Genomic DNA, 14,241 nt, shown 5'->3' on the forward strand with positions numbered 1-14,241 from the left:
ATGAATTTTCAGGAATGAGCCAGGCTTTGATTTGCTGGCTCAATTTGAATAGAGTGAGGGTTACTTCTTAAATTTCGCCAAAATACGATCCAAATGGTTTGCAAATTCGCGTCGATCGGTTTGAGAAAGCGCGGCGGGCCCACCAGTCTGAATTCCGCTTGAACGCATGGTTTCCATAAAGTCGCGGATATTTAGGCGAGCTTTGATGGTGTCTTTTGTATAGAGCTCGCCACGAGAACTGAGGGCTTGAGCGCCTTTAGAGATAACCTCATCTGCAAGCGGAATATCTGACGTGATCACCAAATCGTTGGCTTCCACACGCTTGACGATTTCGTTGTCTGCGATGTCAAATCCCGCAGGGACTTGCAGCGAGTGGATGTTGTCTCTTTTCGGCACAGGGACAACGTGGTTAGCGACAAACGTACATTCAATCCCTGTACGCTCGGCGGCACGCACAATGGTTTCGCGAATAACTTTCGGACACGCGTCTGCATCTACCCATAACTTCATGATGATTTCTCACTGAGTTTCGCTTCTAACTCTTCAATACGAATGGCTAGCATTTTTACGGTGCGTTCTAGGGCTTCAAGACGATCATTATCGGTGTGGTGCTGCGCTGCGATTTCAACCTTGGGTACGCGTTGAGCACTCTTCCAACTTTTTATTGCGGTGATTAACGCTGGCATTGGAACTGGCGTTTTCAATCGTGCTTTCACTAACGCTACGGTTGGCTCTTTTCCTTGTTGTTGCAACTGTTCCATTGCCGCTTCTAATTCTTTAGTAACGTCTTGAGTTAACATTTTTAATCCTTAACAACGATATATCTATCATCATACGTTGAGTGCGCTGATTTGGCGAATGGCATTTTGGAGAGTGTAGTGTGAGAGATCTCTTACATAGGTTGTGAGAGAAAACGATTTCGTAAGCGGAAAAAGAGAAGTTGAAGAGCTTAAGTTTCTGATAAATAATGATTTAACAACTTGTTAACCAATGTGAGAGCCAAATATTTATCTTGGATAGATTGTCTATTTTTGGAAAAGGCGTAAATTGAGAGTTGTCAGCAGGAAGCAGACATGGAACAGGAAAGCACCAAGGATTTGGTTATCGTCAGGAAGACGATTTGGTTGGTCAGGATGATTAATCAAGCATGGAGCGTAGGACATTGTAAGGATACGATCATCAATAGGATGTTGATGACTAAGGATAGACAATGGACCCCTCTAGGATTGAGGTTATGGACAGCATCAGGAAGATGCAAGGGACACCGCTCAAGGAACAAGTGACGTGTGCTAACGAGGAATGTTAGCAGTCAGGATGATAAGGACACCGCTAGGACGGCGACGTAAGGAATAAGCTGACGGAATCAGCCACTATTATGGATGATGCATGGAGCACTTTTAGTAGCCGGACTGCTGCGAGTAAGACCATGACCCCGATACTTATGTGTCGGGGTCTTTCTTATATAAAAACGATATCCAGTGTTCTCATTGAATTAAGCATCTCGATGTTACTTGGGGATATCAATATCACAAAATATATAAATTCCTAATAACACTTAATAAAAAACAACTCAGATCAATATCCTTTCCAACCAGTTGGTTTAACTTTCGGCTTCTCTACAAGGTGTTATGCCCGCAATCATTGAGCATGTTCAGCTCATCGAGTTTGTGATCTGCGGATAGATTAAGTTTGTTGTAATCAAGGAACAGATGTGGCCATAGTAACCAGAAGAATGCTTCTTCTACCCTACAATGAGTCGTTGCAACTAGAATTCGTCATGCTGAATTGCTGTGCGAAAAACCGTGCTGAATTGAATGGTCCGTATACAGTTGCGTCTGCCAAACAGATGTTTGAGAAAATACTGGATGATGAGAACATTTATAGTATGGCAGTGCTAGAGAGCACCAGTCGTGACTATATGGGGCACGTGTTCATTGCTAATCTCGATTCCGAACCTGAATTAGGGTTTATTTTTGATAAATCATATTGGGGTAAAGGGTTAGCAACAGAAGCACTAAAAGCATTTTTCCCCAAAGCGTGCCGTGAGTTGGGCTTGAATAAGGTGAAAGCTAACGTGAATAGCAATCATCAAGCTTCTATGGCGGTACTGAAAAAGCTGGGATTTGTTAAAACAAAAGAAAGTAAGGATGTATATGGTCCTTACTTTGAAATGGAATTTACAAGCGATGCGGTGGTAGGTGAAAGTTCTGCGGCCTGAAACCGACCATGGTTAACTCTCCTTGGTAGCAATCGTCACCAAGAGATGAAAACTCAAATTGATACACCGTATGCCAACGCCAGACTCCGTCTGGCGTTTTTAGTTTATGGGCACCAAAGGCGATGCTGATTAATTGGAGATCCAATTGCTCACATTTACGCGTGATGGCCGCTTTTGCGAGTTCGGCTTGGCGACGCTGTTGCCAAAACAGGTAACAGAAAAAGCAGAGCCCTAAAATTGCTAAAAGATCACCAATCATTCCTGAACCTTTCTTAGCTTTTTGTTGCTTGTTGTAAGCTTACTAGCGCATTTGCTAGTTCCTCTGATGGGTTTGAATGCAGCAAAGGCAATAACACCATTCTTAACTCTGGCAGCATCACTAAATCGGCAAATAACTGATTAAATAGGGCTTGATTACCGGTTTGAGCTAAACGCAGCAAAAACTGTTCTGCTACCTTTTCATTGGCGAGTAAGTGCCAAGCGCGACCCGCCACACCAATCAATACCTCCTGATGGCTTAAACGAGGGCTATGCAATATCGCATCTAATACTGGAGAGGCGACTTCTGTTGGTGCACCAGCAAGGGCTCGGATAAGTGCTGAAAGTAGGAATAGATCAGGTTCGCTACTTGCGATTTCTTGCTGTGCCTTTTCCGCGATACGTTCTGCTAAACGCTCTTGAAGCTCTACATGCTCAAGCGCACCTAATAGGGCATAAAGTGGCTCATTTGGTAGGTGGTTCAACGCTTTGCGTATCATTACCCCGTTTTGCTCTTTTTCCAGGCGAGCGGCTATGTCTGTGATACCTTGCAGACCTACAGTTTGCCAATTATCCCAGCCTAAACCTCCAGAGAAGTAATGCTGTGTATGCTCGTAATATTGGCTAGTAGGAAGATTGAGGTTTGCGCGGACCTGGCTATGAAACACGGCCATTTTATCTTCGGAAGGTTTGAAAGTGTATGGGTTGTTAGACAGCTTTTGCTGTTGCTCTTCAGTGATATCATCATTGAGGCGTGTTCCCATAGCCTCCACTACGTATTTAATGAAATTGCCGATATCCGCTTGCTTTAACAAACCGCGCTCGTCCAATTCAAACTTTAGAAACCAAATCCAAGGTTGCTTTTGTTCATTCCAATAAGCGATGGCAAGGTGTGCTTTACGCTGCATTGGGAATGGGTACGGTGCTTGACCTTTTTCTACATCGGCAAACTCTTTCTTAGCGATGGTTTTGATACGACGACCAAGATCGAAGATTTGATAATCACAGCGGCTGTTGTTCAACAGTTGAGTGAGGGTTTGAATGTTTTCCATTAAATACGACGTCCTAACGTTCTTTTCACAAGAAATGGTATCATTCTCGGCTAATTCAAGGTTCGAGATAGAATTAATGGTAACAAATACTCAATTGGTCGACTTACTTCACCAACTTGAAACGCAGCTTAGAGAGCATAAATTGTGGCAATACACTATGCCTTCAGAGCAAGCCTTACAAAGTGCGGAGCCATTTGCGATTGATACATTGCATCCTCATGAGTGGTTGCAGTGGATTTTTATAGCCAGAATGCACGCACTAGTGAAAAATAACCAACCACTGCCAAGAGGGTTTTCTCTCGAGCCCTATTTTTCAGAAGCGTGGAAGCAGGAACCGCAGTTCGCCGAGCTGCTCGTTACAATCCGAACCATTGACGAACTGTGTAAGTAAACGAATGCTAGAACAAGAACTAACGCGATCTTCAGAACCAGTTGAGCTGGAAATCGTTTATCAGGATGAATATTTTGTAGCGGTCAACAAGCCTGCAGGCATGTTAGTGCATCGCAGTTGGTTAGATAAACACGAAACTCAGTTTGTCATGCAAACTTTGCGCGACCAAATTGGTCAGCATGTGTTCCCATTGCATCGTCTGGATCGCCCAACATCTGGTGTGCTCGTGTTTGCGTTGTCGAGTGAAGTCGCATCACAAGTCATGCCGATGTTTGCTGAACATAAAATGGAAAAGACATACCACGCAGTAGTACGCGGTTGGATTGAGGAAGAGGGCGTCTTGGATTACGCGCTCAAAGTCGAGTTAGACAAGATTGCGGATAAGTTCGCTTCACAAGAAAAAGAAGCGCAAGAAGCGGTGACGGAATATAAGCCGTTGGCTAAAGTGGAAGTTCCCTATTCGACGGGTAAATTTCCTACAACGCGTTATTGCTTAGTTGAGATGAAACCTAAAACGGGGCGTAAGCACCAACTTCGTCGTCATATGGCACATCTACGCCATCCGATCGTGGGTGATACAACGCACGGGGATGGAAAGCACAACAAGCTGTATCGCACAGAGTTTGAATCTCATCGTCTGCTACTGCATGCTTCAGAGTTACGGTTCGTCCATCCATTTACCGATCAAGAGATTGTCATGACGGCCAATCTTGATGAAACTTGGCAGCAATTGTTTACTCGATTTGAGTGGGATGAACCGATAATCGGCGCAGTTAGATCTAGATAATGATTGAGTACAAATAAAAAGGGTTAGCATCAATGCTAACCCTTTTTAATATTTAAGACTTAACGTTTTACTTTAGTTTTTCAAGATCTGCTTCGATCTCTGCGATCTTGCTCGAAACGACTTTTTCTAAATGACGAAGGTCTGAAAGAATTTTCTCTTTTACATCAACCTCAGGTTGTTTCGTTGGCTTAGTGATTTTATTCAGCTCATCAATGACTAATGTGAGGTTACGGTTGATTTCCGTTACTTCTTTATATTTGTGACTGCCACTATCAACAAGAACATTTTTGATTTGGCGTGGGTATTTGAATTTAACGCTTTTAGCGAACAGTTCGCCTTTTTGCTTGTGGAAATAGATCTTGAGTACGTCTTTGTGTGCTTCTTGGCGTAGGGAATAACGTTCAATCTGCTTAGGGTCGTGAATGCCCAAACCAGTGAGGTGGGGATACATAGGCTACCTCTATTACATCGAATTGATATTGATATAACTGTAGCAGCCTATGTATGAGCTAGATAGCTGATATTTAGCCAAAATGCTTAACTTGTGGGCAAGATCGCTCTCGCCCTGAACCGAAAAGATTGGCAGGTTTGATCTAAGCTGCGACCTCATCAGATAACTTTTCGATCAATCTCTCTCTTAGCTCATCTTGCTGTTCTTCACTTAATCTTCCCCCTGCATCACTGGTTAAAATAAACAAGTCTTCTGCTCGCTCACCAATGGTGGTGATTTTGGCACCGTGAAGGTTGATATTTAAATCAGCAAACGTACGGCCTACTTTGGCCAACAGCCCTGGTGTGTCTAGCGCGACAAACTCCATTAAAGTGTGTTTTTTACCTTTGGTTGGTAAGAAGTCGACTTTGGTTTTCACATTAAAGTGCTGAAGTTTGTTCGGAGTACGGCGCGTTTTAATCTTGGTTGGTCGGCCTGCCTCCAGTACATGAGTGAGGTGTTTAATCACCGCGGCGTGACGAGACTCATCGATCGCTTCGCCATGTTGATCGAGTACCATAAAGGTATCAATCACGTGCCCATCTTTGCTGGTCATGATTTGTGCGTCGTGTACATTAAAATTACGCCTATCTAACTCCGCCACGACCGTCGCAAATAAAGCAGGCTGGTCTTTCGTATATACAAACACCTCAGTGCCGCCACGAGTGGCTTTTTTACTGATCAACACCAAAGGCTTAGTCGGATCTTCCATGCGAAGTAAGTGTTCGCAGTGCCACGCGATTTGCGTATGAGTATGACGAAGGAAGTAGTCAGCTTTGAAGCGTTGCCACAATACTTCAATTTCGCGCGCGGCAAACCCCTCTTTGCGCAGCATTGCGGAGGCCATTTGTTGATTGTGGCGAATTCGCTCACGCACATCGACAGGGTTCTCTAGGCCTCTACGTAAAGCACGTTGTGTGGAGTAATACAGCTCCGCAAGTAAAGTTCGTTTCCAAGCATTCCAAAGTTCTGGGTTGGTTGCACAAATATCTGCAACTGTCAGGCATACAAGATAATCGAGAGATTCTTCGTCTCTGACTTTTTTGGCAAACTCGGTAATGACATCGGGATCATAAATATCTCGGCGCTGTGCGGTGACAGACATTAATAGATGATGTCTTACCAACCAAGCGACAAGTTTCGCTTCGGGCTTCGATAAACCATGCTCAATGCAGAAGTCGTACGCTTCTCCTTCACCGATAATCGAGTGATCGCCGCCACGACCTTTCCCGATATCATGGAAAATAGCGGCAATAATCAGCAGCTCTTTCTTTTGCATTCGAGGGTAGACGTCACAGCAAATTGGGTGCTTCGCATGATTTTCTGGGTCACTAAAAGTGTTGATGTGTTTAAGTAAGCGAATACTGTGTTCATCAACTGTGTAGGCATGGAATAAGTCAAACTGCATTTGACCAACAATCTGACTCCATTGCGGTAAATAGGCCGCCATAACCCCTAATCGGTGCATGAGACTGAATGCTTTGTGCAGAGCATTAGGGTGACGACATAACGCCATGAACTTTTCACGCGCAGCAGGAATGGTGTGCAAAAACTTGTTGAGCCGACGGCGGGCGGTGCGCAGTTGACGCAGCGTTGGTGGGCTCACCCCTTCAATAGTTGAGTCGTTAGCAATATGTAAGAACATATCCAGAATAGTTTCTGGGCGAGCTTGGAACAATGCGGGTTTCCGCGCTTCAATTAAAGAACCGCGACGTTGAAAGTCCGTATCGAGAATCTCGGCACTTTCTGTCGCCCCACCATTAATGATCGCTTGGTCAAAGAGTTTGAGTAGCATTTTATTGAGCTCTGCCACACGACGAAGCGTGCGGTAGAACTCTTTCATCATCATTTCTACGCCTCGATTGCCTTCTCCGACGTAGCCTAGATTTTCCGCAACTTGTGCTTGATGGGCAAAGGTCAAGCGGTTGTCATAGCGGCGAAGCTCCATGTGCAGAGCGAAACGTACTCGCCAAAGGAAGTCCTGACATTCAACCAATTCTCGGTATTCTGCGTCAGTTAAAAATCCGTATCGGCTCATTTCTAACAATGAAGTCGCACCAAAGTGACGTCGAGCGACCCAGCTTAATGTATGAATATCGCGCAGCCCGCCAGGGGTTGATTTAATGTCCGGTTCTAAGTTGTAGGTCGTGTCGTGGTAACGCGCATGGCGTTCGCGCTGCTCTTGAATTTTAGCGCGGTAAAACGTCTCACTTGGCCAGAAGGAGTCTGATAACACGACTTTCTTCAGTGCCTGAAAGGTGTCCTCGCTTCCACACAGCAGTCGCGCTTCTTGCAGGTTTGTCGCGACCGTTAGATCGGCTTTACCAATTTCAGCACATTCAGTAACGGTGCGAACAGCGTGTCCGACCTCGAGTTTTAAATCCCACAACAGCGTAATGAATTCGCTGATTTTTGCTTCTAACGCGGTTGGCAGTTTATTGTTCGACAGAATCAAAATATCGATATCGGAGAGCGGATGCAGCTCGCCTCGTCCGTAGCCACCAACGGCAACTAGGGAAATGTTGTAAATATCCTTGAAACCAAAATGTTGCCACAAACGATTGAGAAGCAGATCCATATATTCAGCTCTGGCTAAAACCAAGCTTGTTACCGGATGATGATTGAGAAACTCTTGGTTTTGATTAGAGCTAAACTTCTCTAATTCTTGTTTGAGTTCACCGATATTGATTTGTTCATCGGAAAAGGTAAGAGGGGACTGAAGTGTCATATTTGCCATCCGTGCAAGCTAATCTAATAACAATCTAACAAATTTGCGGCAGATAAAAAATATCCCCGCCGAAGCAGGGATATAGTAAACAACGAGTGGTCGTCAGCTTTACGCGTTTTTCATTAGGCGAGGAATCGTATCGTCGCTACGAAGCGTCAGTACTTCACAACCTTCTTTTGTTACTACAATGGTATGTTCCCATTGCGCAGAGTTCTTGCCGTCGCCCGTGTAAACAGTCCAGTCATCTTGTGCATCAACAGAGCAACCAAATTTACCAGCGTTAATCATCGGCTCAATAGTAAAGCACATGCCTTCTTTTAATACGCGGCGGTCTTTGTTCTTGTAATGAACCACTTGTGGTTCTTCATGGAACTCATCGCCGATACCGTGACCACAGAAGTCTTTCACAATAGAAAACTTGTTGCGAGGATTGTTCTTGTTGTTCTCTTTGATGTACTTCTCGATAGCTGTACCGATGTCACCAACCGTTGAACCTGGCTTAACGGTACGCATACCAACATACAGTGCTTCTTGAGCTACCATGCACAGACGTTTGTTTGCAGGCGAAACATCACCGACTAGGAACATCTTAGAAGTGTCACCATGGTAACCCTGAGGACGCACGCTCAGATCGGCATTCTCATCATTTGGAACGATTACGGTAATATCAACGTTTAAGATGTCACCATCTTTTAGTACCGCCGGCTTCATTTGGCCGTTGCTACCGATTTCGTCTTTTTCCGCTGGAATACCGTGGCATACGATATGGTTGATTGAAGTACAGATCGACTTAGGGAAACCATGGTAATCAAGCGGAGCAGAGTATGCACCTTTTTCTAGAGCGTACTCATGACAGATTTTGTTTAACTCTTCTGTCGTCACACCAACTTTGATGTGTGGTTCGATCATTTCTAGAATCTCTGCGGCTAGCTTGCCCGCAATGCGCATGCGTTCTATTTCTTCAGCAGTTTTAATCTTGATTGACATTGGCTTTCTCTACTTATTCCTAAGCACGTAAACGTGCGAATGGCCGCATTCTATCAGACATCGGGGCGTTAACCCAAGTTAGATAGGAATATGCATCATTCTTAATTCGATCATATGTTTAAAGTTTTGCTTATAAATAGGAGAAAGTGGCTCGGTGAAGAAATAATTTTTACTAGCCACAGTGAGCTAAAATATGGTATAAAGCGCGCCGGAATAGAGGACTGTTCTCTTCGTTTAGCAAAGTTAAGCGGCGAAGCAAGCTTCATCCGAATAACCTTTTATCTTTAAATCACACACATTCCGTCACATATTCCGGGGTGCTGAGCAGAAGCTTGGTCGGAGTTATGGGGAATGTGGAGGCCTAACCCCATAGAGGATTTTAAAATGGCAACTGTATCAATGCGCGATATGCTAAAAGCTGGTGTTCACTTCGGTCACCAGACTCGTTACTGGAACCCAAAAATGAAGCCATTCATCTTTGGCGCTCGTAACAAAGTTCATATCATCAACCTAGAAAAAACTGTACCAATGTTCAACGACGCTCTAGCTGAACTAGCTAAAGTTGGCGAGAAGAAAGGTAAGGTTCTATTCGTAGGTACTAAGCGCGCTGCATCTGAAGCTGTTAAAGAAGCTGCAATCGCAAGCAACCAGTTTTACGTAAACAACCGCTGGTTAGGCGGTATGCTTACAAACTACAAAACAGTTCGTCAGTCTATCAAGCGTCTAAAAGAACTAGAGACTCAATCTCAAGACGGTACTTTTGACAAACTAACTAAGAAAGAAGCTCTAATGCGTACTCGCGAAATGGAGAAGCTAGAGAAATCTCTTGGTGGTATCAAAGACATGGGCGGCCTACCAGACGCTCTATTCGTAATCGACGCTGATCACGAACACATTGCAATTAAAGAAGCTAACAACCTAGGTATTCCAGTATACGCTGTGGTAGATACTAACTCTAACCCAGACGGCGTTGACTACGTAATCCCAGGTAACGACGACGCGATCCGCGCTGTACAGCTATACCTGAATGCTGCTGCTTCAGCAGTATCTGAAGGTCGTAACAAAGACGTAGCTGCAGTTGCTGAAAAAGACGGTTTCGTAGAAGCTGAATAATAGCGGCTCTGTGTCACACTTGGTCTATGTGAAACCTTTGTGTAGCATAAACTAAGTTATAGTTAGCAATGGGGGCCGACAATGTTAGGCCCCTGTTTTTTACCTTATTTCGAATCAAACGAGGAAGACAGAATGGCAACTGTAACTGCTGCTCTAGTTAAAGAACTTCGCGAGCGTACTGGCGCTGGCATGATGGAATGTAAGAAAGCGCTTGTAGAAGCAAACGCTGACATCGAACTAGCAATTGAAAACATGCGTAAATCTGGCGCAGCGAAAGCAGCTAAGAAAGCTGGTAACGTTGCAGCTGAAGGCGCAATCATCATCAAAGAAGAAAACGGCGTTGCTGTTCTTCTTGAAGTTAACTGCCAAACTGACTTCGTTGCTAAAGACGGTAACTTCACTGCATTCGCAGAAGAAGTTGCAGCTGCAGCTCTAGCTTCAAAAGCTTCTGTTGAAGAACTACAAGCACAATTCGAAGACGCACGTGTAGCTCTAGTAGCTAAAATCGGTGAAAACATCACTATCCGTCGCGTAGAATACGTTCAAGGCACTGCAATCGCTTCTTACCGTCACGGTGAGAAAATCGGTGTTGTTGTTGCTGGTGAAGGCGACGCAGAAACTCTTAAGCACGTTGCAATGCACGTTGCTGCTTCTAAGCCAGAGTTCGTTAACCCAGAAGACGTACCAGCTGACGTAGTAGAAAAAGAGAAAGCGGTTCAAGTTGAAATCGCAATGAACGAAGGCAAGCCTGCTGAAATCGCTGAGAAGATGGTTGTTGGCCGCATGAAGAAATTCACTGGCGAGATCTCTCTAACAGGTCAAGCTTTCATCATGGAGCCTAAGAAAACTGTAGGCGAAATGCTGAAAGAAAAAGGCGCTTCAGTTTCTACGTTCGTTCGCCTAGAAGTAGGTGAAGGTATCGAGAAGAAAGAAGAAATGAGCTTCGCTGAAGAAGTTGCAGCAGCTCAAAAAGGTTAATCCTTAGAGACTGTATAAAGATTAGACCGTAGCCAAGGCTGCGGTCTTTTTATGAGCAGTGAACGATTAGCCGTGATGAATAGCCATAACTGAAGTTGTGTCTATTCATGACTGTTAATCAACAACTCTCTTTGGAAGGTAAACTCCATGACTACGAACCCTAAACCAGCGTATCAACGTATTCTATTAAAACTGAGTGGTGAAGCTCTTCAAGGTGAAGACGGTTTTGGTATTGATCCTGCGGTCCTTGACCGTATGGCACAAGAAGTTAAAGAACTGGTTGAACTGGGTGTTCAGGTTGGTGTAGTTATCGGTGGCGGTAACTTGTTCCGTGGTGCAGGCCTAGCTGAAGCTGGTATGAACCGCGTAGTTGGTGACCACATGGGTATGCTTGCTACAGTAATGAATGGCCTAGCGATGCGTGATGCTCTTCACCGTGCATACGTAAATGCGCGCGTTATGTCTGCAATCCCTCTAAAAGGCGTATGTGACGACTATAATTGGGCTGATGCGATCCGTGAGCTTCGCCAAGGCCGAGTTGTCATCTTCTCTGCTGGTACTGGTAACCCGTTCTTTACAACGGATTCTGCTGCTTGTTTACGTGGTATCGAAATTGAAGCGGATGTCGTACTAAAAGCGACGAAAGTTGATGGTGTATTTACTGCTGACCCTGTAGCAAACCCAGACGCAGAGCTGTATGATAAGCTATCTTATGCAGAAGTTCTGGATAAAGAGCTGAAAGTTATGGACTTGGCGGCGTTTACGCTAGCTCGTGACCACAAAATGCCAATCCGCGTATTTAATATGAACAAGCCAGGCGCACTACGTCGCGTGGTTATGGGCGAAGCAGAAGGCACGCTCATCAACGAATAAGCTTGGCTTAAGGTGCCACTCCAAAGCGTTAGGGTGGTGCTTGCTTTGCTCAACCGTTTTAGGCTTTCTTCAGGAAAGATGACATTTTTAAGGTGAAACTGTGATTAACGAAATCAAAAAAGACGCGCAAGAGCGCATGGATAAAAGCGTTGAAGCGCTTAAGAACAACCTTTCTAAAATTCGTACAGGTCGTGCACACCCAAGCCTACTATCTGGTATTTCTGTAGAATACTACGGTGCAGCAACACCTCTAAACCAAGTAGCAAACGTTATTGCTGAAGATGCACGTACACTTGCAATCACGGTTTTTGATAAAGAGCTGACGCCGAAAGTAGAAAAAGCGATCATGACGTCTGACCTTGGTCTAAACCCTATGTCAGCTGGCACTATCATCCGCGTTCCACTTCCACCGCTAACGGAAGAACGTCGTAAAGACCTAGTTAAGATCGTTCGTGGTGAAGCTGAAGGTGGTCGTGTTGCTGTTCGTAACATCCGTCGTGACGCAAACAACGATCTTAAAGCGCTTCTAAAAGATAAAGAAATCTCTGAAGATGAAGACCGTAAAGCACAAGACGAAATTCAAAAGCTAACTGACGTTGCAGTTAAGAAGATCGATGAAGTTCTTGCTGCAAAAGAAAAAGAGTTGATGGAAGTTTAATACTCCCACACACATCACTGTTGGAAAACGCTGTGCTCACAGCTCAGCGTTTTTTTATGTTAGTCTATCCAACTGATGGAACTCAATTAACTCCCTATGCAAAATTCTCAAGCCTTCTCTGATTCCCTTCCTAAGCATATTGCCATCATTATGGACGGTAATGGCCGTTGGGCTAAGTCCAAAGGAAAACCTCGCGTATTTGGTCATAAAAAAGGCGTTAGTGCCGTTCGTAAGACCGTGGCTGCTGCTTCAAAACTAGGCATTAGAGCCATGACGCTGTTTGCTTTTAGTAGTGAAAACTGGCGTCGTCCGGAGGAAGAAGTGGGTCTTTTGATGGAACTGTTTATCACGGTCCTGTCTAGTGAAGTAAAAAAACTACACAAAAATAACTTACGGTTGCGCGTGATCGGTGATACCAGTCGATTTAGTGAGCGTCTACAAAAGAAAATTGTAGAAGCAGAAAACCTAACGGCAGATAACACGGGTATGGTGATCAACATTGCAGCCAACTATGGCGGTAAATGGGACATCACAGAAGCTGCTAAAACGTTAGCGCTAAAAGCACGTAACGGTGAAATTCGTGTAGAGGATATCAATGAGCAGCTAATCACTGAGCATTTGACCATGGCAGACCTACCGGAAGTGGATCTTTTAATTCGCACCAGTGGAGAGTGCCGCATCAGCAACTTTATGTTGTGGCAAATGGCTTATGCAGAAATGTACTTTACACCAGAGTACTGGCCAGAATTCGATGAAGACAGTTTGGTAGAAGCTGTAACTTGGTTTATCAACCGAGAACGTCGTTTTGGCTGTACAGGTGAACAAATAAAGGCATTGATGGCAGCTCAATAAGGACTAGTTAGTTTGAAACAGAGAATAATAACAGCACTAATTTTAGCTCCCCTGGTTATTTTAGGCATTTTTAAATTACCGCTAATGGGCTTTATTGCCGCTTTAACTGCAATAACGCTATTAGGTTTTTGGGAGTGGACTCAGTTTACAGGAAGCAACTCTCGCATTGCTGCCCTTGTGCCGGCAATCATTATTACCGGACTTAGTTTTCTATACATCTCGCCTGATGCATATAGCCTCAATCACTTAACGACACCTCATTATGTCGTCTTGGGTATTGGTTTTGTTTGGTGGATTATTGCTAGCTTAATGGCGATTACTTACCCCAAAACGACGAAATCTTGGCAAAGTAATTTTGTTTTACGTCATGTATTTGGTTTTCTGACATTAATCCCATTCCTTTGGAGTGTGATTATTCTCAGAGCGTATGACATCACTGTAGATCCATACCACGGCGCAAAGCTTGTGTTGTACGTTTGTTTCTTGGTATGGGCTGCAGATAGCGGCGCCTACTTTGCAGGCAAAAGCTTAGGCAAACGTAAGATGGCTCCTCATGTAAGCCCCAATAAAACCATTGAAGGGCTAATTGGTGGCATTATCACGGCATTAATCGTAGCGTGGGCATTTGCTGATTGGTTCGATATCCAGTTCACTAGCCCTGTCCATATGGTGCTGATTACGCTGGTTACTGTCGTTATTTCAGTGCTTGGTGATCTGGTTGAAAGTATGTTCAAACGTGTCTCAGGCATTAAAGACAGCAGTAACATTATCCCAGGGCACGGTGGTGTGCTAGATCGTATCGACAGCCTAACCGCAGCATTCCCAGTTTTTGCTCTTCTTTACTACGTATTCTAAT

Annotated in this window: 16 protein-coding genes; 9 read left to right on the forward strand and 7 right to left on the reverse strand. The window is 44.5% G+C overall.

The window, feature by feature from the left end; genetic code table 11:
* Positions 1-60: 60 nt before the first annotated feature.
* A complete protein-coding gene (locus NL626_RS14075) occupies positions 61-510 on the reverse strand; it encodes a YaiI/YqxD family protein (RefSeq protein WP_005380310.1) in 450 nt (149 codons plus the stop codon).
* A complete protein-coding gene (locus tag NL626_RS14080; protein WP_005391777.1) occupies positions 507-800 on the reverse strand; it encodes a hypothetical protein in 294 nt (97 codons plus the stop codon). The genes NL626_RS14075 and NL626_RS14080 overlap by 4 nt, the downstream gene beginning before the upstream one ends.
* 932 nt (positions 801-1,732) lie before the next feature.
* On the opposite strand from NL626_RS14080, the gene NL626_RS14085 reads away from it, so the two are divergent.
* Positions 1,733-2,218: a GNAT family N-acetyltransferase gene (locus tag NL626_RS14085; protein WP_025768243.1), complete on the forward strand. Its 486-nt coding sequence runs from the start codon at positions 1,733-1,735 to the stop codon at positions 2,216-2,218.
* Here NL626_RS14085 and NL626_RS14090 read toward each other — a convergent pair.
* The gene (locus NL626_RS14090; protein ID WP_005380315.1) at positions 2,178-2,477 is read right to left on the reverse strand and encodes a DUF3301 domain-containing protein; all 300 of its coding nucleotides are present in this window, start codon (positions 2,475-2,477) and stop codon (positions 2,178-2,180) included. The two genes, NL626_RS14085 and NL626_RS14090, sit on opposite strands and share 41 nt — an antisense overlap.
* Positions 2,478-2,490: 13 nt before the next feature.
* Positions 2,491-3,528, reverse strand: coding sequence for a DUF3549 family protein (locus NL626_RS14095; RefSeq protein ID WP_253657460.1), 1,038 nt, complete (start codon positions 3,526-3,528; stop codon positions 2,491-2,493).
* Between the two features lie 76 nt (positions 3,529-3,604).
* Here NL626_RS14095 and NL626_RS14100 point away from each other — a divergent pair, with 76 nt between their 5' ends.
* Both NL626_RS14100 and truC read left to right on the forward strand, forming a co-directional pair.
* On the forward strand, positions 3,605-3,919 hold the full coding sequence (locus NL626_RS14100; protein WP_042521408.1) for a YqcC family protein: 315 nt from the start codon (positions 3,605-3,607) through the stop codon (positions 3,917-3,919).
* 4 nt (positions 3,920-3,923) lie between these two features.
* Positions 3,924-4,706 (forward strand): tRNA pseudouridine(65) synthase TruC, encoded by a 783-nt coding sequence (truC, locus tag NL626_RS14105; RefSeq protein WP_253657461.1) that lies wholly within the window; start codon positions 3,924-3,926, stop codon positions 4,704-4,706.
* Positions 4,707-4,773: 67 nt separating this feature from the next.
* Here truC and NL626_RS14110 read toward each other — a convergent pair whose 3' ends face one another.
* The 3 genes from NL626_RS14110 to map all read right to left on the reverse strand — a co-directional run bounded on the left by NL626_RS14110 (position 4,774) and on the right by map (position 8,911).
* Complete coding sequence (locus NL626_RS14110; RefSeq protein ID WP_005380322.1) at positions 4,774-5,157, reverse strand: DUF3461 family protein; 384 nt, start codon at positions 5,155-5,157, stop codon at positions 4,774-4,776.
* A gap of 142 nt (positions 5,158-5,299) precedes the next feature.
* Positions 5,300-7,924, reverse strand: coding sequence for a bifunctional uridylyltransferase/uridylyl-removing protein GlnD (gene glnD / locus NL626_RS14115; RefSeq protein ID WP_017636037.1), 2,625 nt, complete (start codon positions 7,922-7,924; stop codon positions 5,300-5,302).
* 108 nt (positions 7,925-8,032) lie between these two features.
* A complete protein-coding gene (gene map / locus NL626_RS14120; RefSeq protein WP_005380326.1) occupies positions 8,033-8,911 on the reverse strand; it encodes a type I methionyl aminopeptidase in 879 nt (292 codons plus the stop codon).
* 384 nt (positions 8,912-9,295) lie between these two features.
* On the opposite strand from map, the gene rpsB reads away from it, so the two are divergent.
* The 6 genes from rpsB (at position 9,296) to NL626_RS14150 (ending at position 14,240) form a co-directional block, all read left to right on the forward strand.
* Positions 9,296-10,024 carry a 30S ribosomal protein S2 gene (rpsB, locus tag NL626_RS14125; protein ID WP_005380327.1) on the forward strand — a complete coding sequence of 243 codons (729 nt, stop codon included), beginning with the start codon at positions 9,296-9,298 and terminating at the stop codon, positions 10,022-10,024.
* A gap of 132 nt (positions 10,025-10,156) precedes the next feature.
* Positions 10,157-11,002, forward strand: coding sequence for a translation elongation factor Ts (tsf, locus tag NL626_RS14130; RefSeq protein ID WP_005380328.1), 846 nt, complete (start codon positions 10,157-10,159; stop codon positions 11,000-11,002).
* A 147-nt stretch (positions 11,003-11,149) separates the two neighbouring features.
* Complete coding sequence (gene pyrH / locus NL626_RS14135; protein WP_005380329.1) at positions 11,150-11,875, forward strand: UMP kinase; 726 nt, start codon at positions 11,150-11,152, stop codon at positions 11,873-11,875.
* A gap of 100 nt (positions 11,876-11,975) precedes the next feature.
* A complete protein-coding gene (frr, locus tag NL626_RS14140; RefSeq protein ID WP_005380330.1) occupies positions 11,976-12,533 on the forward strand; it encodes a ribosome recycling factor in 558 nt (185 codons plus the stop codon).
* A 96-nt stretch (positions 12,534-12,629) separates the two neighbouring features.
* The gene (locus tag NL626_RS14145) at positions 12,630-13,385 is read left to right on the forward strand and encodes an isoprenyl transferase (protein ID WP_005380331.1); all 756 of its coding nucleotides are present in this window, start codon (positions 12,630-12,632) and stop codon (positions 13,383-13,385) included.
* Positions 13,386-13,397: 12 nt separating this feature from the next.
* A complete protein-coding gene (locus NL626_RS14150; RefSeq protein WP_005385351.1) occupies positions 13,398-14,240 on the forward strand; it encodes a phosphatidate cytidylyltransferase in 843 nt (280 codons plus the stop codon).
* Position 14,241: the final 1 nt, after the last annotated feature.

It is taken from the genome of Vibrio sp. Y58_MX_L22 (assembly GCF_024181865.1).
GTDB classification, from domain to species: Bacteria; Pseudomonadota; Gammaproteobacteria; order Enterobacterales; family Vibrionaceae; genus Vibrio; species Vibrio alginolyticus.